Source organism: Bartonella sp. TS25HLJMH (assembly GCF_042193505.1).
Lineage (GTDB): Bacteria > Pseudomonadota > Alphaproteobacteria > Rhizobiales > Rhizobiaceae > Bartonella > Bartonella grahamii.
On the sequence record NZ_JBHILV010000004.1, the window covers coordinates 45060 to 67346 of the forward strand.

Sequence of the window (22287 nt, forward strand, 5' to 3'; positions counted from 1 at the left end):
AAAATTGACTTAAACACAAGACATAGATCTCTTATGCAGCACTTCAAAGCCTAGGCTGTTGCAATATTGGGAACTAGCAAATCTATTATGGTACCAACTTGTACTTTTATTTAATGCAAAAATAGAGCTGCCCAACGGATTTTATGTTATACAATTCATGCTCTTTGTCATGAAATGAGCTTGAGAAATATTGGACATCACATGGCTGAGCTACAAAGTAGCTCATATACTAAAAGCTGATAAAAAACAAAAAATTAATTTTTAAGCCTCAATCTATTGGGGTATCAATCCATTAGAAGCGCTACGAACCGTAACTCTCCATCTGGACGCGCTACGATGAATAGAGCATTTTTGCGTCCAGCTTCACGTAATTTATGAATACGTTTTTTAGCCTCATCGATTGTTGTGATAGCACTCTGATTGATATCAATAATGACTTCACCAACGCGAATACGCTTTTTATCCGCTGCGCTATTTCGTGCAACAGATGTTACCACTAATCCTCGAAGTTTATCTGAAATTGAATAACGATGACGCAAATCCTCTGTCAATTCAGCTAGCGTCATTCCCATAAATTGCATTGTCACGCTTTTTGACAGATCATTGTCTTTTTTATCATCAACTTCTTCTTCTATATCTTCATTTGCATCTGTTTCAATCAAACGTCCAAGCTTAACTTTTACTGTTTTTTCTTGCCCATTCCGTAAAACAGTAACATCCACCACTTTTCCTTCTGAACTTTCTGCAACTAAACGCGGCAAATCACGTGCATGCTTAATTTTGAAATTACCAAAGGAAAGAATAACATCTCCAGTTTGTAACTGACTATTATCTACATTATTTTCTTCTGTCTGTTCTATTTTACCAGCCACCAATGCTCCTACAGCATTGTCCAATTTTAAACTTTTTGCAATATCCTCTGTTACCGGCTGAATACGAATAGCCAACCAACCACGCCTTATTTCTCCAAAATCACGCAATTGATTAATAACAGAAAGGGCCATATCCGATGGAATAGCAAACCCAATACCGATAGATCCTCCAGAAGGTGAAACAATTGCTGTATTAATGCCAATGACTTCACCATTTCTATCAAATAACGGACCACCAGAATTGCCCCGATTAATTGCTGCATCTGTTTGAATAAAATTATCATAGGGACCAGCATTAAGATCACGGTTACGTGCAGAAATAATACCAACCGTTACACTTCCACCAAAACCATAAGGATTACCAATAGCCATAACCCAGTCACCAATACGTGCTTTTTCTGAGTCACCAAAACGCACAGCTTTTAATTTTTTACGTCCCGCATCCACTTGAAGTAGTGCCAAATCAGTTTTGCTATCCTTGCCAAGAAGCTTCGCCTTGAGTTTTGTACCATCCGTAAAATTAACTTCAATATCATCAGCATCAACAATAACATGATAATTTGTAACAATAATCCCTTTTTGCGCATCAATCACAAAACCAGATCCCAAAGAACGCACCTTTTGAAATTGACTATTTTTTTGACCATCTTTGGGTGTAAAAAAATCATTAAAATATTCCTCCAGCAATGAATCTTTAGGAATAACGGGTACTGAAGTATTTTCATCCTGTTCGGTTCCTTCAACCGTCTGTGCCGTAGAAATATTCACAACCGTCTCCAAAAGCTCAGAAGCTAAATCAGGAACAGAAAGCAATGTCTTGTTTGTCTCTGCGCCCCAAGACAAATTCACTGATCCTGATAAAAACAAAATCACACACAAAACAACTCTTGTGATAAAAGACTTCAAAAACGTATTTCTACTCACGATACTTCTATCCATGATATGCCTTTAACCAAAGCTGAAAAGAGCCTTACCCAATTTTATTATACAAAATCAGTATGGCTTAATACTGTCTTACATTCATCATAAAAAAAGCAGCTATAGAGCATACTTCTCATATGAAATAGTATACTCTATACATTGTTTCATCTATTCTCCACCAGACTTTGAATCAGTTTTGCTCAAACTAGGACTCATTGTTGATGAAAGCTTTTTCTTTACTTGCAAGGGATTTTGAAAATAAAAAAAGAAATCCTCATTTGGTGAAATGACCATCGGAACTCTTTCTAAATTCTTATACTGTTCCATCGCTAACCAAAAATCGTAAAAAGATGGATTAGCTTCCCGCGCATTTAATAAAATGCGAATACTTTCGGCTTGTCCTTCACCGCGAGTAATTTCAGCATCACGCTTTGCGGCTGCCACAATTTCTTCATATTCACGATTTGCTTCTGCCACAATACGATCTCGTTCTTGTTGACCACGAGCACGAATATTTTCCGCAGCAGCCTCCCGTTCAGCTGCCATTTGTCGATAAACATCTTCTGAAACAGCATCCGTTAAATCGGTTTTTCGAATACGCACATCAACAATCGTAATACCCAGCGAACCTGCATCTATAGAAAATTGCCGTTGCACCTCAGCCATCATTGCGCCTCGTTCATCCGATAAGGCTGCTTTAAATTCTCGCTTACCATAAACAGCACGCAAAGCGTCAATAAACCGTGGTGCAAGGTTTTCACGTGCCGCAATTTGTGGACGCCCCGAAGCAATACGCTGTAAAAACAATTTAGGATCCGTAATACGATAAATAAAGAACGCATCCACTTCGTAATAAGCACCCCCACGAACTTGTACCGATTGCGTAGGAACATCGTAACGCAACAAGCGATTATCCACCACAATCATCTTATCCACAAAGGGCATTTTCGAATAAATTCCAGGATTAGACTCGACCTTAACAATTTGACCAAAACGCTTAATTGCCACTTGTTGACGAGGATAGACAATAAAAAGTGACATCCATAAAATGATCAAAAGAAACATTATAGTACTAAAAATAAACAAAAAACGAGACTGCTGCATTATTAGCGTCCTCCAGAAATATGAGCATCCAAGAGCGATGTCGAACGTGCTGATTTCGCTTTTGCTTTTTCTGATAAATTGTTACGCAGCAATTCGTTCAAAGGAAGATAAGGCACCGCTGGAGAATTCATTTGATCAAGAACCAATTTATTTGGTGAAGAGAAAATACGCCCCATCGTCTCCATATAAAGACGATAACGCGCAGCCTCTGGTGATATTGCCGCCTCACGGGCTATGGCCTGAAAACGTTCAGCACGCCCGCGTGCCTCTTCAACCATTTGTGCTTTTTCACCTTTTGCGATTTCCCGTGTACGTGAAGCTTCACCATTTGCTAAACCAATCTTCGTAAAACGCACACGATTTCCTTCTTCAATCATTCGTCCACGTTCCTGCTCTGCCTGTTGAACAGAATTAAAAGCAGCAGCAACCTTTGTCGGAGGAGCAGCTTCACTAATCGATACACGGCTTATTTCGACACCGAGTTGATATTTATCGACAGTCAACTGGGTAATCTTTCGCACATCGTTAGCAACTTCCTCTTTTTTATCGCGTAAAACATCATCAACAGGTCTGGAACCAATAACCTCGCGCATTGCACTTTCAGCAACCTGACGAACTGTCCCTTCTTGATCATTCACATTGAATAAAAATTGTCCTGGATGTGAAATGCGATAGTAAACAGAAAAATTGACATTAACAATATTTTGATCACTAGACAGCATCAAACCTTCACTTTGTTGTACCTGACCAGGCTTCCCACCAATTGCAATCGTTTTTTCAGTTAAAGGCACTTTCATATAAGTCTCAATTGGCCAAAAGTGAAAATGCAATCCATCACCGATAATTCCCGCCTTAGGCACACCAAAACGCAATTCTACTGCTTGCTCATTTTGTTGGACAATATAAAGTGATTGATAGAGCAAAAAACACACAGCAATCAGAAGGAACAAAACAACAATTCCCCCTCTACTAAATTGTTTAAACTGATCCTTCCCTTTACGCAAAATATCATCAAGATTGGGACCATTTTCGCCACCATTATTGCCACCAGAACCAAAAAGATTCTTAGCCGATGTTTTTTTGTCACCACTGTTCTTGTTTTTATCGCCACTCCACGGGCCACCACCATTTTGATTTGTCCAGGGCATTATCACCTCTTTAACTGACTACCATTCATTCAAATACCAACCATCCACTTGGATCTTATAGGGATTCTCTTATCTCATTACAATACAACTGACAGGTTCTTTTCACTTATAATTATTTTCGTTCGTAAACCACAAAACGTGTCGGATGACTATCTTTTTCTCCTTTTGGAATATCTTGTGTTTCTACAATAGTCCATTTTTCTTTATCAAAAACAGGAAAAAAACTATCACCTTCTATAGAAGCTAAAACTTCTGTAAGGAATATTTTATCAGCCATATGCAACCCTTGTTGAAAAATTTCACCACCCCCAATAATAAAAACTGCATCCGCACCATTTTGAGAAGCCACACTTTTTGCGATAGAACAGGCTTGCGACAAAGAATGAACAATAACAGCGCCTTCAGCCGTGAATGCACAATTACGGGTAATAACAATATTTGTACGCCCTGGTAAAGGACGCCCAAGAGAATCCCAAGTTTTTCGCCCCATAATAATGGGGCTACCAAAAGTCAAAGCCTTAAAGCGTTGCAAATCCGTAGATAAATGCCAAGGCATCGCACCTTCACGACCTATAACACCATTTTCTGCAACAGCTGCAATTAAACAAACTGGAAAAGTCATACTGCTACCGGTGCCTTAATATGGGGCTGCGCTTCATAATTAAGCAATTCAAAATCCTCAAATTTAAAAGAAAAAAGATCTGTTACCGCTGAATTTATAAGCATCAACGGCAAAGCATTTGGTATACGAGACAACTGGTATCTCGCCTGCTCAAAATGGTTAGAATAAAGATGAGCGTCGCCCAGAGTATGAATAAAGTCTCCTGCTTTAAGTCCGCTTACTTGGGCAATCATCATCGTCAACAACGCATAGGAAGCAATATTAAACGGAACACCTAAGAAAATATCTGCTGAACGCTGATAAAGCTGACAAGATAGCTTCCCATCAGCAACATAAAATTGAAAAAAACAATGACAAGGAGGCAAAGCCATCTCCTCTATCAGTGCGGGATTCCAAGCAGATACAATTAAGCGACGAGAATCAGGCGTTTCTTTAATCATCGTCAAAAGATGACTGATTTGATCAATATGCCGTCCATCGGGAGCAGGCCAAGAGCGCCACTGATAACCATAAATAGGACCAAGGTTCCCTTTCTCATCAGCCCATTCATCCCAAATTGACACACCATGTTCCTTCAACCATGCAATATTTGTATCACCTCTCAAAAACCACAAAAGCTCATAAATGATCGAGCGCAAATGCAATTTCTTCGTTGTTAACAGAGGAAAGCCAGCCTGCAAATCAAACCGCATTTGATACCCAAAAATTGATCGCGTCCCCACACCGGTTCGATCTGTACGATCAATGCCGTTATTTAAAACATGCGATAAAAGATCAAGATAGATTTTCATATAAATATTATGGTTGATTCTTAACGTTACAGGAAATAGAAACTTCAAAATTTATAAAAATACAATTCAAAAAAATCCTCTTCCCAAACATCTTTTATAGGAAATTATTATTATACGATTGCATTTTGATGAATCAAATCGTAAATAAATTTTAAAAGAAACAAGTTAGGTATGATCATAAAAGGGATAAATTTATGGAGAATGAACCAGCTTTAGCACCACATGATACAAGAAAACGTATCTGGGCTATCATGTCCAGTGCATCAGGTAATCTAGTAGAATGGTATGATTTTTATGTTTATTCCTTTACGTCCATTTACTTTGCATCACAATTCTTTCCCTCAGATGGCAATGTCGTTACACAACTTTTAAAAGCAGCTGGTGTCTTTGCTATTGGTTTTCTTATGCGCCCAATCGGCGGATGGCTTTTTGGCTTCATTGCCGATCGTTACGGACGCAAACGCTCAATGCTTATCTCTGTTTTTATGATGTGTGGTGGTTCGTTCTTAATCGCCCTACTTCCTACCTATGAAACCATTGGAGTAGCAGCAGGAATTCTTTTACTTTTACTCAGAATGCTTCAGGGGCTTTCTGTCGGTGGTGAATATGGTACAACAGCAACTTATATGAGCGAAATTGCCCTCAAAAATCGCCGAGGATTTTTTAGCTCTTTCCAATACACCACACTGATTGGTGGTCAGCTTCTAGCCAGTCTTGTTATATTCATTTTAGCGCTTTACCTCACCGAAGATCAGCTAAAAGCATGGGGTTGGCGTATTCCATTTGCCATTGGTGGACTAGGAGCAATTGTTGCGATTTATCTACGCCGCACGCTCCATGAGACAACGACCAAAGAAAGTCGTTCTAGTGCACAAGCTGGTAGTATTAGGGGACTTCTAACCAACCACCGAAAAGCTTTTTTTCTAGTTATCGGCTTTACCGCTGGAGGATCGCTCACATTCTACACCTATACGACTTACATGCAGAAATATCTGATTACAACCACCGGCTTTGATAAACATACAGCCACAACTGTGATGACTGCTGCACTCTTTGTTTTCATGTTACTTCAACCTGCATTTGGTTTTATGGCTGATAAAATTGGAACAAGAACTTCACTCCTTATTTGGAGTGTCTTATCTATTATCTTTACCATTCCTGGACTTAATGTGATTGGTAGTACTGATAGTACATGGATTGCTTTATCAGTTATTATTGGAATGCTCTGCATTATGAGCTTTTACACGTCCATCTCTGGCATTGTAAAATCAGAAATGTTTCCCGCTTCAGTACGAGCAATAGGAGTTGGGCTCTCTTATGCTATTGCCAACGCACTGTTTGGCGGTTCTGCTGAATATGTCGCGCTTGGATTAAAAGATCTTGGATATGAATCTGTCTTCTATTTTTATATAACCGGCATGATGATTATTGCATTCATTTCTGTTCTCTTAATGCCCGATGCTCGGAAAGAGGGCTATCTTCAAGGTGATAGTATCCATTAAATTTTCTAAACTAAATCAAGAATCCCGATTTTTCGGGCTTCTTGATTATGATAGTACTGTAAAATCAATATTTACAACCTATTACAGACACGCCTTTCATATCATAAACATCTCTCGTATCATAAAGGAGCGATATCCTCTTCTTTGATATGAACCATGGTAAATAAATTATCCCATGTCATGACCGTATATTTTTCATGATACCAATAAATCCAGTATACTTAGCTTTAAAAACATCAGATCTGTTTTAATTAAAATCCTCTTTTCTTTATCAAAAATAAGCAAAATATCGTTTCCTTATTTGTCTAATAATAGAAATTAAACCGCATCTATTATCACCAATCAATCCTCTCTCAACACCCCTTTCTGATCTGGATGATCAATGACACCGTTAAAGATACAATAAAAATCAAAACATACCTTCCTATAAATATGAGTACCGTTTTTGTTCTATGACAAAAATAAAAACTGCAAACATCATAAAAATAAGCCGCTTCCATCCCCCTTTTTTTAAGAAAAATCGCAATATAATTGAATTTTTATGGCTTAAACTGTAAACAACTTTAAAGAGAAGAAAAGTTATAAATCTAAAAGGGGAATACTTCATGAATAATCAAACAACTTTAGATCCACATGATACAAGGAAACGTATTTTTGCTATCATATCCAGTGCATCAGGAAATCTGGTAGAATGGTACGACTTTTATGCTTACTCCTTTGCATCGGTTTATTTTGCATCACAATTTTTTCCTGAAGATGAAGATATCGTTACACAACTGTTAAAAACTGCAGGAATCTTTTTTATTGGCTTTCTTATGCGTCCAATTGGAGCATGGCTCTTTGGATTCATTGCGGATCGTTATGGACGTAAACGCTCAATGCTGATTTCTGTTTTTATGATGTGTGGAGGCTCTTTTCTCATTGCCCTACTTCCTACCTATAAAACCTTGGGAATAACAGCAGCATTTCTCCTCCTTTTAGTCCGCATGTTCCAAGGACTTTCCGTTGGCGGTGAATATGGTACAGCAGCAACTTATATGAGCGAAGTTGCACCCAAAAATCGTCGTGGGCTCTTTGCTTCTTTTCAATATGCAACAACGATCACAGGTCAACTTCTTGCAAGTTTTATAATATTTATTTTATCTCTTTACCTTACTGAAGATCAGTTAAAAGCGTGGGGATGGCGTATTCCTTTTGTCATTGGTGGCTTTGGAGCAATTGTCGCAATTTATCTGCGTAGTTTGCTCCATGAAACAACAACCCACAAAAGCCGCTCTGAAAAACATGCTGGTAGTCTTAGAGAACTTTTTCGTAATCATAAAAAAGCTTTCTTTTTGGTTGTTGGCTTTACAGCTGGTGGATCACTCACATTTTATACATACACCACTTATATGCAAAAATATCTGATCACAACCACGGGCTTTGATAAACAAACTGCAACAACGATAATGACTGCCGCCCTCTTTATTTTTGTGCTACTCCAACCCCTTTTAGGTTTCATAGCCGATAAAATTGGAGCAAGAGCTTCACTCATTAGTTGGAGTACCTTATCCATTATCTGCACCATTCCTGTACTTAAAATGATTGGGAATGCCCATAATGCATGGGCAGCACTCTTAATCATCATTGGAATACTCTGTGTTATGAGTTTTTATACGTCCATTGCTGGTATCATAAAAGCAGAATTGTTCCCAGCCTCAATCCGCGCAATTGGTGTTGGATTTGCTTTTGCCATTGGAAATGCACTATTTGGCGGTTCTGCTGAATATGTAGCGCTTGGATTAAAAAATATGGGATACGAATCTGTTTTCTTTTTTTATATAGTTGGTATGATGGTCATTGCACTCATCTCTATTCTCCTTATGCCCGATATAGATAAAGGAGGATATCTCGATAAAGACGATAAACTTCATTAAACTTATTTTTTGGATAAAAAAGCCCAAGAAAATGGGCTTTTTTTATAATTATTTACACAAAAAATTAATTTTATTTATGAAACCCACTTCATTATCTTACTCTCAACAATAGACAGTCATCGAATACTTTCTATGACCTATAGATATTACTTCCATAACATATTGATTTGTAATGATTGTTTATCATTTTTTATCTCAATTGAGAAACCCAAATACCATAAGATTTTTTTCTACCCTTTTTATATTACGTCCTCATAACTATACCTCTTGCAAATCAGGAACAGAGTTAATGCTATGAATAAAATTATTTAATAAAATAATAAAACAGCCTTTTATAAAATACTTAAATTACCAAAAATTGTACAAATCTATTGATATAATTTAAATTTAACAAATTTTCATAAAATTAAATGTATCTTACTATAAGAAAAACTTAATCAAATCTTATCAAGAAAACAATTATATTTAATTATTAAATTTATTACGACGATTTTTATTATTTAAATTAATTAATAAAAATATTTATACTATATAATAAATAGTTTAAAATTGCAAAATTATTTTATTTTAAATAGTTATTCATAAAAATAATCATTACACAATTGAATTTTTCTGGAAATCATAAACAATTATGGTTAGAAAATATCAACTATAAATTTAAAAGGGGAGCACTTCATGAAAAATGAAACAACTTTAATACAACATGATACAAGAAAACGTATCTTCGCTATCATATCTAGCGCATCAGGGAATCTAGTAGAGTGGTATGATTTTTACGTTTACTCATTTGCCTCTATTTACTTTGCACCACAATTTTTCCCTTCAGATGGCGATGTTGTTACCCAATTTTTTAAAACTGCAGGGATTTTTTTTATTGGTTTTCTTATGCGCCCAATTGGAAGTTGGCTTTTTGGCTTTATTGCTGATCGTTATGGACGCAAACGCTCAATGCTCATATCTATTCTTATGATGTGTGGGGGCTCTTTTCTCATTGCCATACTTCCCACTTATGAAACTTTAGGGAGAACTGCAGCAATTCTTCTCCTCCTAATCCGTATGATGCAGGGACTTTCAGCAGGTGGTGAATATGGTACAGCTGCAACTTATATAAGCGAAGTTTCCCTTAAAAAACACCGCGGTCTCTTCGCTTCTTTCCAATCTGGTACGCTTATTACTGGTCAACTTTTAGCCAGTTTTATTATATTTATTCTGGCACTTTATCTAACGGAAGACCAATTAAGAACATGGGGCTGGCGTATTCCTTTTGCCATTGGTGGATTAGCAGCAATAGTTGCACTTTATCTACGTCGTTCGCTTCATGAAACGACCACTAAAAAAAGCCGTTCTCAAAAACATACTGGTAGTCTTAAAGAGCTTCTAAGCAAGCATACAAAAGCATTTTTTGTGATTGTTCTCTTCGCCTCTGGAGGATCTCTCACATTTTACACTTGTACGACTTATATGCAGAAATATCTGATCACAACCACGGGATTTGATAAACATACCGCTACAACTGTAATGACCGCTGCACTCTTTATTTTCATATTACTCCAACCCATATTTGGTATCCTAGCTGATAAAATTGGGACAAGAAATTTACTTATCCTTTGGAGTGCACTCTCTACTCTCTTTACGATTCCTGGACTTCTCATAATCGGTCACACGCATAATCCATGGATTGCGCTATCAGTTATTATTGGAATACTCTGTATTATGAGCATGTATACATCCATCTCTGGTGTCGTAAAATCAGCAATGTTTCCCTCTTCAGTACGAGCACTGGGAGTTGGTCTCTCTCATGCTATTGGCAATGCATTATTTGGTGGTTCTGCCGAATACGTAGCACTTGGATTAAAAAATATAGGACATGAATCACTGTTTTATTTTTACGTAATCGGCGTAATGATCATTGCATTCATTACCACCCTCTTTATACCGGATATGAGCAAAGGAGGATATCTTCAAGAAAACGATTAAACCTTCGATGCTAAACAAAAAAGCCCAAAGAATTTTGGGCTTTTTTTATTGAGCAAAATTGAATTTTAAAATTGTTTAAATTTTATCAAGTGCGTTTAATTGTTTAGCTACCAAATAATAGAAAGTCATACGACTTTTTCTGCGATCTCCAGACATCATTTCTGCAACTTTTGACACAGCCATTTTAGCCCTCTGCTCATCCGCGCCTAATACATCTTGAACCCATTTTTCAACGCGTTCTAACTCTTTTGGATCCGATGTAGCAACAAGCGCTGCATCCTGCTTTTTCATCACTAAAGCTAAACGACGGCTAAGCCGTTCTACTGCTGCTTCATCGGGATTTGAATCATATAGTTTAATATCTGCTAGATTATTGGTCATTTTGCATCATCTCCTCTCCAAAAATGAGCGGCCTATACTTTACAGCCGCATCATATAGCTCCATAAATAATTAGAGGATTAAAAATATTAACAACCCCCCCTTTTCCTAAGACTGTTCTTCATCTATATTTAAGGAGCTGGTTTACCAGCTATGGTAATAAATGGACAATGAAATAAACTCATTGGACCCGGGGGCGGTACCCGGCGCCTCCACCAAAATATAAGAGACCAAAGTTATATTTTGGTGGGGGCGAAATAGGATCGACAAGGGCGTAAAGATTGCTCTTTTACTCGGCATAGTACCACCGTTATCGGACTAAATGAGTAGTTGCAAATGACAACTATGCGGAAGCACGTCTCGCTGCTTAATGCAGTGCGAATGTTTCAATTTAAGTCTTAAACCGTCGCAGGTTTAAGCGGGGTTCGGAGGCACCTGGCAACAGAAGCCTTCACTTTTTTTAAATGTTATTGATTGATCTTTCAGACATTATCAGACATTATTTACCATAGAGTTTCGTTTTTATTCGATTTATTGAGGTGCATCGTAGACAAAATACTGCTAATTTTAAAATATATCTATCACACAATATCAATACGCTCCATTCTGCTACGTGAAATAAAAGGAATAAACTTCGATGGTTAAAGATCAAATCCGTTACGATATTCTCGTTCAGGATGCGCTTCGTGGAGTTATCCGTAAAGTTTTATCGGAAGTTAGCAAAGCAGGTCTTCCGGGAAATCATCATTTTTTTATAACTTTTTTGACGAATGCCCCGGGCGTTAAAATTTCTCCTCGGCTAAAAAATCGCTATCCTGAGCAAATGACAATCGTCTTACAACATCAGTTTAGAGATCTCAGTGTTTCAGAAACAGCTTTCGAAGTAACCCTCTCCTTCAGGGAAATAACCGAAAAGCTCGTGATTCCTTTTACTTCCATTCAGGTCTTTTATGATCCTGTAGCAGCATTTGAAGCAGCATTTGATCTGCCCTCAAATCTTACCTCTGGAGAAAGTGAAAATTCAGAAAATACCTCAACGACGCCCATTACCTTATCAAACACACAAAAAAAAGAAAATACGCTTACAAAAGAACAAAATTTCAGTACAAATAAAGAATCTTCAAATAGCGATACAAAACAAAGTGCTGATGTTGTCTCTTTAGATTCTTTTCGGAAAAAATAAATTTTCTCATGACTGAATTGATTAATCTTCGCCGATTTCGAAAACAAAAAAAACGTACAGAAAAATCTCTTCGTGCTGAGCAAAATCGTTATCGTTTTGGACGAACAAAAACTGAAAAATTTTTTGAGCAACAAAAATCTTTAAAAACGCAAAAATTTCTTGATCAAAATCGTTTACGAAACGACGAATAAAGGTGGAAAAATGCACGAAAATAATTCTATCGATTGGTCAAAAGTCATTCCACGAAAAATATCTGTTCGCGTTGATGGGCACGCAACAAGCGTCTCTTTAGAACCGCCATTTTTAGATATTCTAAAAGATATAGCCCGCAAAAAAGGACAATCTTTAGCCTTTATTATCACTGATATTGATAGCAAAAGACCACAACAAGTCAATCTTTCGGCTTCGTTACGCGTTTATGCCCTTCAAAGTGTTCTCACCCAACGCCTTTAATGTTTATGCTTATTTTTTACGTTCTCTTTTTGTTTATTCAACTGAAGCTGTTGTGACTTTTTTAAGAGAAGTTTTTTTAATCTAGAACTTCAATGAAAAAAAGACTACAAAAGAGATATAATGAGTAATTTTTCTGATCACAACATACCTTTCTTTGAAGAGGATTCCCCTCCAGACCATGATAAGAAGAGCTCTGGTTTTTCCTCCCATACTCTAAAAGAACAAAAATCATATAACACGGACTATTTAGAACAACTCAATCCAGAACAGCAACAAGCTGTTATGAATACTGAGGGACCTCTTTTAGTTCTTGCAGGTGCTGGTACAGGAAAAACGCGCGTTTTAACAACCCGTATTTCTCACATTTTGCGCTGTGGGCTTGCCTCTCCTCAGCAAATACTTGCTGTCACTTTCACCAACAAAGCAGCACGTGAAATGAAAATACGTATTGGTGAACTTATTGGAGAAGTTGTTGAAGGTATGCCTTGGCTTGGAACTTTTCATTCCACTGGTGCTAAAATTTTACGCCGTCACGCAGAGCTTGTTGGTTTAAAAAGAAACTTTACAATTCTCGATAGCGATGATGTTCTTCGACTTTTAAAACAGCTTATTCAAGCTGAGGGACTAGACGATAAGCGTTGGCCCGCACGAAACCTTGCCATGATGATTGATTCTTGGAAAAATCAAGGACTTTCACCAGAACATATCTCAAAAAGTGATGCTCATTCCTTTGGCAACGGCATGGGACGCGAACTTTATCACAGTTATCAAAATCGATTAAAAGACCTCAATGCTTGTGATTTTGGCGACCTTCTACTTCATTCTATCTCTATCTTCCAACATAATCCAGATATTCTTCGCGAATATCATTCTCAATTTCGCTATATTCTTGTCGATGAATACCAAGATACAAATACAGCACAATATCTTTGGCTTCGCCTTTTGGCACAACAGCCCAAAGGTCAACATATTAATCTTTGTTGTGTTGGCGATGATGATCAATCCATTTATGGATGGCGTGGTGCAAAAGTCGAGAATATATTACGTTTTGAAAAAGATTTTCCTTCTGCCAAAATTATTCGTCTAGAACGCAATTATCGCTCAACATCCCATATTCTTAAAACCGCCTCCCATCTCATTGCTCATAATCAAGAAAGACTGGGAAAAGTCCTTTTTTCTGCACAAATAAAGAGTGAGGAAGAAAAAGTAAAAATACATTCAGCATGGGATTCGCAAGAAGAGGCCCGTGCCATCGGAGAAGAAATTGAACAAGCACAACAAACAGGTCATGCATTAAATCATATGGCTATATTGGTGCGTGCATCATTCCAAATGCGTGAATTTGAAGATCGCTTTGTAACGCTTGGTCTTAACTATCGCGTCATTGGTGGTCCTCGTTTTTATGAACGAATGGAAATACGTGATGCTATGGCTTATTTACGCGTTGTTGTCCAACCTGCTGATGATTTAGCTTTTGAGCGTGTTATTAATACACCGAAACGCGGCATAGGCGATGCAACCCTGCGCATTCTTTATGAGAGTGCGCGAGCACGTGCTGTTCCTCTCTTTTCTGCGGCCGCTGACATCATTGAAACAGATGAGTTAAAGCCTAAAGCACGCAGTGCGTTACGAAACCTTATTGAAAACTTCCGCCGCTGGCAAAATATGCTTCAAGACACACCTCATAAAGAACTTGCCGAGATTATCCTTGATGATTCTGGTTATACAACCATGTGGCTAGAAGATCGCTCACCAGAGGCTCCTACACGACTAGAAAATCTTAAAGAAATGATCCGTTCCATGGAACAATTTGAAAATCTTCAAAGTTTTTTGGAACATGTTGCACTGGTTATGGATGCTGAAAACAATGAAAATACCGATGCAGTCAACATCATGACCCTTCATTCAGCCAAAGGGCTTGAATTTGAAACAGTTTTTCTTCCTGGCTGGGAAGAAGGACTTTTTCCCCATCAGCGCTCATTAGATGAAGGTGGACGTTCAGGATTAGAAGAAGAACGGCGTCTTGCTTATGTTGGACTCACAAGAGCAAAAAAACACCTGCATATATGGTTTGTATCTAATCGTAGAATTCATGGACTTTGGCAATCTACTCTTCCCTCCCGCTTTCTAGATGAATTACCAGCAGAACATATAGAAGTCATAGCAACGGAAACAGCTTATGGTGGTTATGGAAAATCTTCCTTTCAAAATCACGATTCCTGTTATACTGGCTATGCAACAGCAAGACAAAAGCGTGCACAAAAAAACAAGACGATTGAAGGGAAATTTATCGCTCAATCAATCTCTCATGAATCATCAGATTTTTCTATTAATGATCGGATTTTTCACATAAAATTTGGTTATGGTCATATTACAGCAATAGACGATCATAAATTGACAATAATGTTTGAAAAAGCCGGTGAAAAGCGTGTACTAGATAATTTTGTAAACAAAGCTTAACTAAAAGCAAACCACGATCAGTTTTTGCAAGAGAACGTTTTGTTTTATTCTGATTATCATTTCCATTTGCGAACAAAGACTTCAATGGGTAAATTTTGCATATCCGGCAATGCATCGTAAATTGTATCAAGCGACCAATCCCACCAAGCCATCTCCAAAAGGCATTCTATGACATGATTGGGAAAACGCATCCGCAAGCGTTTAGCAGGAACACCAGCGACAACCGCATAAGGCATAACATCTTTCGTTATAACAGCGTTAGCACCAATAATTGCTCCATGTCCAACTGTCACCCCAGGCATAATAACCGCGCCATATCCAATCCACACATCATGCCCAATAATAACACGTTTTGCACAACGCCTTTCACGAAAACCACTATCTAATGCCATATAACGAAAATATTCGTTTGGACGATAGGTTATTTTATGTGTTGAAACACGCTCCATAGGATGCTCCAATGCATTCATCCGTACATGAGATGCAATAGAACAAAACCGCCCAATACTGCTATAAATAGCCTCACTATTACGTTCTAAATAAGAAAAATCTCCAACGGTTACATCCCGTAAAATCACCCGCTCATTAATTTCCACATAGCGCCCTAATTTACAACCATGCAGCCGCGCTGTCGTATGGATACGAGGCTCACTTTCATGAAATCGAAGATCTTTCTCAATATTCATACATCTTTCACCAATGTTTCATCAATAGATATGGAAAGACATACCAATCAAGCCAATAAAATCAACCATGAAACAGAGATTGCAAAACAAACCTGCCGATGTTACAATTTCGTGATCTATCTAAGAGAGTCAAACTATGAAAAATGTAATACGCATCTTGGGGCTGACAATCATATTTCTTGCAGGTGTTTTTATTTATGATGCGCTGACAAATAAGCCTTTAGGTGATAATTTTACACTCACTGATTCTAATGGAAAAAATATCACTGAGGCTGATATTCGAAGCAAGCCTTCAATAGTTTTTTTCGGCTTCACTATGTGTCCTGAAATCTGCCCTACGACATTGATGAATCTTGATCGATGGCTTACAGCCCTTGGACCCAAGGCCGATAAATTAGGCATATGGTTTGTTACTGTTGACCCTGAACGTGATACACCAGAAGTGCTCCATGAATATCTCAGTAATTTTAACAATAAAATCATTGGGATCAGTGGAGATCCTGATAAAGTTCATAAAATGGTCAATTCCTTTAACATCGTTGCTGAAAAAGTCCCTGGAACAGATGGAAACTATACATATAACCATACAGCAGCAATTTTTTTACTCAAAAAAGGTGGAAAATTAGCTGGCGTTATCCGTTATGACACGAAAGAAAGCGATAGCGAATTAAAAGATGAAATCGCCATTGAACGGTTAAAAAAACTCATCTTAAACTAAAAAAAGCCGATCAAAAGAAAGAACAGCATGTCGCAACAAATTCGCCTCTATTATACTGCTTCTAAAAATGAAGCAGAACGGTTCTATACCCTTATAGACACAGCCTTTGACGAAGAAGGTTATCCTCTTGCTCTTACAGAGATAGATGAACAAAATGCTGTATATGAACTTTCACTCTATGTAAACCAAGGAAACTACGAGCATATTTTGAAACGCTTTGCCCAAATCCTTTCTATAGATCCTGATAAAATTAATATGGAAGTTTTACCCAACATTGATTGGGTACAGAAAAGCCTAGAAGGACTAAAACCTGTGCAAGCCGGTCCTTTTTTTCTTCATGGAAGTCACAACCGAAACGCCATTCCAGCCAATGTTCTCCCTATTGAAATTGAAGCAAATCAAGCTTTTGGCACCGGACATCATGAAACAACAGCTGGTTGTTTAGAAATGATTGCCAAAGTGATGGAACATGAAAGTCCCCAAAATGCACTTGATCTTGGTACCGGCAGTGGGATACTCGCCATCGGCATCGCAATGCTCAAACCTATTGCTATACTTGCGTCTGATATTGATCCAATCGCTATTCAAGTTACACAACACAATATCCAACTCAATGGCGTAAAAAAATATATCAAAGCTGTCACAGCAACAGATTTTGCCCATGATGAAATTGCTTCACGTGCTCCCTTTGATCTCATTGTTGCCAATATCCTTGCCAATCCTCTTATCGCACTTGCACAAGAAATGGTAAAGGCACTCCAAAAAGGTGGATCACTGATACTCTCTGGAATTCTTGAAGAACAACATGCAGATGTTTTAAAGGCTTATGTAAAACAAGGGCTGAAACACATTGAAACATACCACCGTCAAGGATGGGTTACGATACATCTGAAATAAAGTAAAAGAAAAGGACGTCGTTATGTATCAATCTTTTGAGGCGACAACAAATCCTGCTTATGCAGTAGAACGCATTGCCTCTCTTCGTAAAGAACTAGACCGCCTTGGACTCGATGGTTTTCTTGTTCCACGTGCAGATGAACATCAAGGAGAGTATGTCCCTCCTCATGCTCAACGCCTTAGCTGGCTAACCGGCTTTACTGGATCAGCTGGGATTGCACTGATTTTAAAAAACAAAGCCATCATATTTACAGACGGGCGATATAAACTCCAAGTTCGCCAACAAACTGATCCTAATATTTTTGATTATGAAGATCTCATAACCTACCCCCCCTCACAATGGCTTGAAAAAAATGGTCAAAAACTTTCTATTGGCTTTGATCCATGGCTCCACACCATCACTGCCACCGATGCATTGAAAAACGCATTAGAAATGAAAGTAGGTGGAAAACTTGTAGCAATTCACTCCAATCCCATTGATCTGCTTTGGCATGATCAGCCATCATTGCCACAAGCTGCCCTATCAATTCACCCTCTCAAATATGCTGGGTGCAATACGGATGAAAAACTCGCTTTGATTTACAAAGATATACAGAAAACTCATGCAAATGCTTTTATTTTTACAGACCCCTCCTCCATTGCATGGACATTCAATATACGTGGCAACGATGTTTCCAACACACCTTTTTCCCTTTGTTTTGCTCTCATTCCAATCCAAGAAACACCAGCCTTATTCATTAACAACAAAAAACTTGGTGTAGAACAGAAACAATATCTGGAACGTTATGCAAAATTATATGAACCAGAACAGCTTATTCCAAAGATCAAAGAGTATGTTCAAAAAGGGACAGTGTTTGCCTTAGATCCACAGCTAACATGCGAAAAATTACGAACTGTTATTGAAGAAAAAAATAGCTCTTTCATCACACTTACCGACCCTGCCGCTCTACCACGTGCCATTAAAAATGACACAGAACTCAATGGCGCACGCAAAGCGCATCTACGCGATGGTGTTGCCCTAACCCGTTTTTTTTCCTGGTTAGATAAACAAATACCAGGGTCAATAAGTGAAATTTCTGCCGCTCAAAAATTAGAAGAATTTCGCATAAATACAGCAAAAGAAATGGGAGAAGAACTTAAAGATCTTTCTTTTGATACAATTTCAGCAGCAGGAGAAAATGGCGCCATTATTCATTATCGTGTAACGACACAAACAAATAAACAACTCAATGCGGGTGAACTTTATCTTGTTGATTCAGGTGGACAATATCGTGATGGAACGACAGATGTCACACGTACAGTAGCAATTGGGAATATTGGAGAAGAAGAAAAACGCTGTTTCACGCTTGTCCTCAAAGGTATGATTGCTCTTTCAACTGCAAGATTTCCAAAAGGAACCCGCGGACAAGACATTGATATTCTAGCGCGCATTGCATTGTGGAAAGCTGGTTTTGATTATGCTCATGGCACCGGTCATGGTGTTGGGTCTTATCTTTCTGTTCATGAAGGACCACAAAATATTTCCCGCAAAGGATGCCAAGAACTCATCTCCGGTATGATTCTTTCAAATGAACCAGGATATTATCGCGAAGGTGCTTTTGGTATCCGTCTTGAAAATTTGATAATTGTAAAGCCAGCACAAAAAATTGATGGCGGGGATATAGAAATGCTTTCGTTTGAGACGCTTACACTTTGCCCTATTGATCGAAAACTCATTCTCCCAGAGCTTTTGACACAAGAAGAACGGCAATGGCTCAATGATTACCATGCGCGCGTTTATCAGATGAATGCACCTTACTTAAATGAAGAAGATAAAAAATGGACAAAAAAGGCAACACTGCCCCTTTAAATGAGGCAACACAAATATCTTCTAATGCTTCTTATAAAAACACCACACCCTTCTCTTTTAAAGAGAGAAATGCGTATTTACCATCAGCAATCACAAAAAACGCTTCTATAAAATACTTCAAGTTTTTTTGCCGATAGGATAAAAGCTCTTCCCAAACTGAAACAGAACGGGATATACTTGTAACAGATAATGCTTATAAACTATCCTCCACCATCTTCACATGAAGTTGTAGCCTTATTCTGCTATATAGAAATTTTCATTATATTTTGTAATCCTACGCGTCACATTTCTAAAAAGCCTATTATAACCAGCTTATTACGCCGTTTAAACTCAAAAATTCTGCATATTTAGTTACAATTTTACCTTGATTCACAGTGATAACGTATATCTTTTACTAATAATAACCTTGTATATTCTTAATCATAAGAGTTTAAGTTTAATATTTAAATTCAACGTTTTTTAATCACTTAATAAATATCAAAATATATGGCGCTCTATTTTTGCAAAAAAACAACCCCTATTATTCCCTTTTTGCTTCCAGCCCCCAAAAATGTAAGAGAGATAACCATACAACCAGCATACGCATCTTCTAGAAAACGCCCTCTAAACATTATGTTTCTCAATCAACTGTAGCCAAGTCTCTTCATCGATAACCTCAACACCTAATTCTTCAGCTTTAGCTAATTTAGAGCCTGCTCCAGGTCCTGCAACAAGAAGATCTGTTTTTTTAGAAAGTGAACCAGATGTTTTGGCTCCTAATCGCTCTGCCAATGCTTTTGCTTCATCGCGTGACATATGCGTCAAAGTTCCTGTAAAAACAATAGTCTTTTCCGCTATTGGAGAAGAAGCTGTCGTGATAGGCACCTCATCAAGAGGGGTTACTTCTTCAAGTAAAACAGACAAAACCTCACGATTATGCGCTTCTTGATAAAAATCAACAATTGCGCTCCCTACCTGTGGCCCAATGCCTTCGATATTGGTAAGCTCCATCCAAGCTTCATTGCCTTTTTCATTTTCCTTATCACACGGCATAAGTGCTCCCATAGCCGCAGTTTCAAAAGCTGTATAATTTTTATAAGTACGCGCAAGGCGGCGTGCATTCACCTCTCCAACATGGCGAATCCCCAATGCAAACAAAAAACGGCTTAAAGGAATTTCGCGACGTGCATTAATGGCATCATACAATTTGCGAACTGAAACAGTACCAAAACCTTCTATATTTTCTAAACGTATCAAAGATTTTTCTTGGCGACGTTCTAAAGTAAAAATATCGGCTGGTGTATGAATACAAAGCGCTTCATCTTGAGCATAGAAAAAAAACTCTACCTGTTTTTTACCCAAGCCCTCAATATCAAAAGCATTGCGCGCAACAAAATGACGAATACGCTCAATCGCCTGTGCAGGACAAATAAGCCCCCCTGTACAGCGACGCACGGCTTCTCCCACTTCACGAACAGCATGACTCCCACAAGCTGGACACAAATGAGGAAAAATAAAGACAGCAGCATCTTTCGGGCGTTTTTCAATAATAACATCAATAACTTGAGGGATCACATCACCAGCACGTTGTACAATAACGCTATCGCCTATACGAATATCACGTCCTTCACGAATAGGCTCTCCTTTATGACCAATTCCCTTAATATAATCCTCATTATGCAAACTAGCATTGGTCACCACCACTCCACCAACAGTAATAGGCGTAAGACGTGCCACAGGTGTCAAAGCTCCCGTGCGACCAACTTGAATGTCAATATCTCTCAAAAGCGCTATCGCTTTTTCTGCTGGAAATTTATGCGCGATTGCCCAACGCGGCGAACGAGAAACAAATCCCAAGCGCTTTTGGAGCATCAAATCATTAACCTTATAAACAATACCATCAATATCATAGCTTAAAGAATAACGGCATTCTTCGATATCGTGATAATAAGAAATAATCTCTTCTAACGTCTTAAAGACTTTTGTTAATGGATTGATAACAAAGCCATATTCTTTTAGCTTTTTCATCATCTCCATTTGACTTTCTGCCAATATTTCACTCACCTCACCACAAGCATAAGCAAAAAATTGAAGCTTTCTGCTAGCGGTTATCCGTGAATCAAGCTGACGGAGTGAACCAGCTGCCGCATTTCGAGGATTGGCAAAGGTTAACTTGCCCTTCTCTTGTTGGCTGATATTAAGTGCTTGGAAATCCTCCCGCCCCATATAAACTTCACCACGCACCTCAATTATATCAGGAAAATCACCTTGCAAAACTTGTGGAATATCAGCAATGGTTCGGGCATTTGCCGTCACATTTTCACCGACAGCTCCATCCCCACGCGTTGCCGCACCCACAAGCCGCCCCTTTTCGTAGCGCAAAGACAAAGATAAACCATCAATTTTTGGCTCCGCTGTTATTTCCAACACTTGTGTTTCTGGAAGCCGTAAAAAACGACGAATACGCTCAACAAATTCAGTAACATCTTCAGAGCTAAACGCATTATCAAGTGAAAGCATTGGCTGTGCATGAACAGATTTTTCAAACTTTTCAGAAATTGGTGCCCCAATTTTATGTGAAGGAGAATCAACACGAATAAGCTCTGGAAAAATGGCTTCAATTTCTGCATTACGGCGGCGCAAAGCATCATATTCTGCATCAGAAATTTCAGGCTGATCATCACGATTATAAAGCACATCATGACGTGCAATCTCTTTTGCCAACCACTCTAATTCACTTTCTGCTTCAAAAGCTGTGAGATTTTTATCTGCATCTTTGTTCATAAAATCTATTCCAAATTACGAGCACTGCCACAAGGATCTCCACGCC

The 22287-nt window shown here is 38.2% G+C and carries 18 protein-coding genes and 1 other RNA gene; 11 read left to right on the forward strand and 8 right to left on the reverse strand.

Going from position 1 to position 22287, the window contains the following annotated elements; all coding sequences use genetic code 11:
* Nucleotides 1–284: 284 nt before the first annotated feature.
* The 5 genes from ACFINF_RS03020 to ACFINF_RS03040 all read right to left on the reverse strand — a co-directional run bounded on the left by ACFINF_RS03020 (nt 285) and on the right by ACFINF_RS03040 (nt 5458).
* Nucleotides 285–1811, reverse strand: coding sequence for a Do family serine endopeptidase (locus ACFINF_RS03020; RefSeq protein WP_375619616.1), 1527 nt, complete (start codon nt 1809–1811; stop codon nt 285–287).
* 150 nt (nt 1812–1961) lie between these two features.
* Entirely contained in the window at nt 1962–2897 is a 936-nt protein-coding gene (gene hflC / locus ACFINF_RS03025; RefSeq protein WP_375619617.1) for a protease modulator HflC, read from the reverse strand.
* A gap of 2 nt (nt 2898–2899) precedes the next feature.
* Nucleotides 2900–4045, reverse strand: a complete 1146-nt coding sequence (gene hflK, locus ACFINF_RS03030; protein ID WP_375619618.1) for an FtsH protease activity modulator HflK — start codon at nt 4043–4045, stop codon at nt 2900–2902.
* A 112-nt stretch (nt 4046–4157) separates the two neighbouring features.
* A complete protein-coding gene (locus ACFINF_RS03035) occupies nt 4158–4667 on the reverse strand; it encodes a dihydrofolate reductase (protein WP_375619619.1) in 510 nt (169 codons plus the stop codon).
* Nucleotides 4664–5458: a thymidylate synthase gene (locus ACFINF_RS03040; protein ID WP_015856618.1), complete on the reverse strand. Its 795-nt coding sequence runs from the start codon at nt 5456–5458 to the stop codon at nt 4664–4666. The genes ACFINF_RS03035 and ACFINF_RS03040 overlap by 4 nt, the downstream gene beginning before the upstream one ends.
* Before the next feature lie 194 nt (nt 5459–5652).
* Between ACFINF_RS03040 and ACFINF_RS03045 the strand changes: the two genes are divergently transcribed.
* From ACFINF_RS03045 to ACFINF_RS03055, 3 genes are all read left to right on the forward strand, one after another.
* Nucleotides 5653–6960, forward strand: a complete 1308-nt coding sequence (locus ACFINF_RS03045; RefSeq protein WP_375619620.1) for an MFS family transporter — start codon at nt 5653–5655, stop codon at nt 6958–6960.
* A gap of 605 nt (nt 6961–7565) precedes the next feature.
* Entirely contained in the window at nt 7566–8876 is a 1311-nt protein-coding gene (locus tag ACFINF_RS03050) for an MFS family transporter (RefSeq protein ID WP_375619621.1), read from the forward strand.
* Nucleotides 8877–9551: 675 nt separating this feature from the next.
* Complete coding sequence (locus tag ACFINF_RS03055; RefSeq protein ID WP_375619622.1) at nt 9552–10853, forward strand: MFS family transporter; 1302 nt, start codon at nt 9552–9554, stop codon at nt 10851–10853.
* 75 nt (nt 10854–10928) lie between these two features.
* On the opposite strand, the gene ACFINF_RS03060 is transcribed toward ACFINF_RS03055, so the two are convergent.
* Nucleotides 10929–11234 (reverse strand): DUF2853 family protein, encoded by a 306-nt coding sequence (locus ACFINF_RS03060; RefSeq protein ID WP_015856622.1) that lies wholly within the window; start codon nt 11232–11234, stop codon nt 10929–10931.
* 97 nt (nt 11235–11331) lie between these two features.
* Here ACFINF_RS03060 and ssrA point away from each other — a divergent pair.
* From ssrA to ACFINF_RS03085, 5 genes are all read left to right on the forward strand, one after another.
* Nucleotides 11332–11688: a transfer-messenger RNA gene (gene ssrA / locus ACFINF_RS03065) on the forward strand.
* A 181-nt stretch (nt 11689–11869) separates the two neighbouring features.
* Nucleotides 11870–12415: an SspB family protein gene (locus tag ACFINF_RS03070; protein ID WP_015856623.1), complete on the forward strand. Its 546-nt coding sequence runs from the start codon at nt 11870–11872 to the stop codon at nt 12413–12415.
* 8 nt (nt 12416–12423) lie between these two features.
* The gene (locus tag ACFINF_RS03075) at nt 12424–12606 is read left to right on the forward strand and encodes a DUF4169 family protein (RefSeq protein WP_375619623.1); all 183 of its coding nucleotides are present in this window, start codon (nt 12424–12426) and stop codon (nt 12604–12606) included.
* A 10-nt stretch (nt 12607–12616) separates the two neighbouring features.
* A complete protein-coding gene (locus tag ACFINF_RS03080) occupies nt 12617–12868 on the forward strand; it encodes a ribbon-helix-helix domain-containing protein (RefSeq protein ID WP_273788067.1) in 252 nt (83 codons plus the stop codon).
* Between the two features lie 120 nt (nt 12869–12988).
* Nucleotides 12989–15328, forward strand: coding sequence for an ATP-dependent helicase (locus ACFINF_RS03085; RefSeq protein WP_375619624.1), 2340 nt, complete (start codon nt 12989–12991; stop codon nt 15326–15328).
* A 56-nt stretch (nt 15329–15384) separates the two neighbouring features.
* Here the strand turns inward: ACFINF_RS03085 and ACFINF_RS03090 are convergent, their stop codons facing one another.
* Nucleotides 15385–16014: a DapH/DapD/GlmU-related protein gene (locus ACFINF_RS03090; RefSeq protein ID WP_375619625.1), complete on the reverse strand. Its 630-nt coding sequence runs from the start codon at nt 16012–16014 to the stop codon at nt 15385–15387.
* A 136-nt stretch (nt 16015–16150) separates the two neighbouring features.
* Here ACFINF_RS03090 and ACFINF_RS03095 point away from each other — a divergent pair, with 136 nt between their 5' ends.
* The 3 genes from ACFINF_RS03095 to ACFINF_RS03105 are packed head-to-tail and all read left to right on the forward strand — an operon-like array spanning nt 16151 to nt 19478.
* Nucleotides 16151–16732, forward strand: a complete 582-nt coding sequence (locus ACFINF_RS03095; protein ID WP_375619626.1) for an SCO family protein — start codon at nt 16151–16153, stop codon at nt 16730–16732.
* Between the two features lie 27 nt (nt 16733–16759).
* A complete protein-coding gene (locus ACFINF_RS03100; protein WP_375619627.1) occupies nt 16760–17629 on the forward strand; it encodes a 50S ribosomal protein L11 methyltransferase in 870 nt (289 codons plus the stop codon).
* Nucleotides 17630–17651: 22 nt separating this feature from the next.
* Nucleotides 17652–19478 (forward strand): aminopeptidase P family protein, encoded by a 1827-nt coding sequence (locus tag ACFINF_RS03105; protein WP_375619628.1) that lies wholly within the window; start codon nt 17652–17654, stop codon nt 19476–19478.
* A 603-nt stretch (nt 19479–20081) separates the two neighbouring features.
* On the opposite strand, the gene ligA is transcribed toward ACFINF_RS03105, so the two are convergent.
* Nucleotides 20082–22241, reverse strand: coding sequence for an NAD-dependent DNA ligase LigA (ligA, locus tag ACFINF_RS03110; RefSeq protein WP_375619629.1), 2160 nt, complete (start codon nt 22239–22241; stop codon nt 20082–20084).
* Between the last annotated feature and the right edge of the window lie 46 nt (nt 22242–22287).

Bases quoted from the DNA above. Each gene is read 5' to 3' on its own strand.
- ACFINF_RS03020 (WP_375619616.1), bottom strand. From the start codon at position 1,811: ATGGATAGAAGTATCGTGAGTAGAAATACGTTTTTGAAGTCTTTTATC.
- hflC (WP_375619617.1), bottom strand. From the start codon at position 2,897: ATGCAGCAGTCTCGTTTTTTGTTTATTTTTAGTACTATAATGTTTCTT.
- hflK (WP_375619618.1), bottom strand. From the start codon at position 4,045: ATGCCCTGGACAAATCAAAATGGTGGTGGCCCGTGGAGTGGCGATAAA.
- ACFINF_RS03035 (WP_375619619.1), bottom strand. From the start codon at position 4,667: ATGACTTTTCCAGTTTGTTTAATTGCAGCTGTTGCAGAAAATGGTGTT.
- ACFINF_RS03040 (WP_015856618.1), bottom strand. From the start codon at position 5,458: ATGAAAATCTATCTTGATCTTTTATCGCATGTTTTAAATAACGGCATT.
- ACFINF_RS03045 (WP_375619620.1), top strand. From the start codon at position 5,653: ATGGAGAATGAACCAGCTTTAGCACCACATGATACAAGAAAACGTATC.
- ACFINF_RS03050 (WP_375619621.1), top strand. From the start codon at position 7,566: ATGAATAATCAAACAACTTTAGATCCACATGATACAAGGAAACGTATT.
- ACFINF_RS03055 (WP_375619622.1), top strand. From the start codon at position 9,552: ATGAAAAATGAAACAACTTTAATACAACATGATACAAGAAAACGTATC.
- ACFINF_RS03060 (WP_015856622.1), bottom strand. From the start codon at position 11,234: ATGACCAATAATCTAGCAGATATTAAACTATATGATTCAAATCCCGAT.
- ACFINF_RS03070 (WP_015856623.1), top strand. From the start codon at position 11,870: ATGGTTAAAGATCAAATCCGTTACGATATTCTCGTTCAGGATGCGCTT.
- ACFINF_RS03075 (WP_375619623.1), top strand. From the start codon at position 12,424: ATGACTGAATTGATTAATCTTCGCCGATTTCGAAAACAAAAAAAACGT.
- ACFINF_RS03080 (WP_273788067.1), top strand. From the start codon at position 12,617: ATGCACGAAAATAATTCTATCGATTGGTCAAAAGTCATTCCACGAAAA.
- ACFINF_RS03085 (WP_375619624.1), top strand. From the start codon at position 12,989: ATGAGTAATTTTTCTGATCACAACATACCTTTCTTTGAAGAGGATTCC.
- ACFINF_RS03090 (WP_375619625.1), bottom strand. From the start codon at position 16,014: ATGAATATTGAGAAAGATCTTCGATTTCATGAAAGTGAGCCTCGTATC.
- ACFINF_RS03095 (WP_375619626.1), top strand. From the start codon at position 16,151: ATGAAAAATGTAATACGCATCTTGGGGCTGACAATCATATTTCTTGCA.
- ACFINF_RS03100 (WP_375619627.1), top strand. From the start codon at position 16,760: ATGTCGCAACAAATTCGCCTCTATTATACTGCTTCTAAAAATGAAGCA.
- ACFINF_RS03105 (WP_375619628.1), top strand. From the start codon at position 17,652: ATGTATCAATCTTTTGAGGCGACAACAAATCCTGCTTATGCAGTAGAA.
- ligA (WP_375619629.1), bottom strand. From the start codon at position 22,241: ATGAACAAAGATGCAGATAAAAATCTCACAGCTTTTGAAGCAGAAAGT.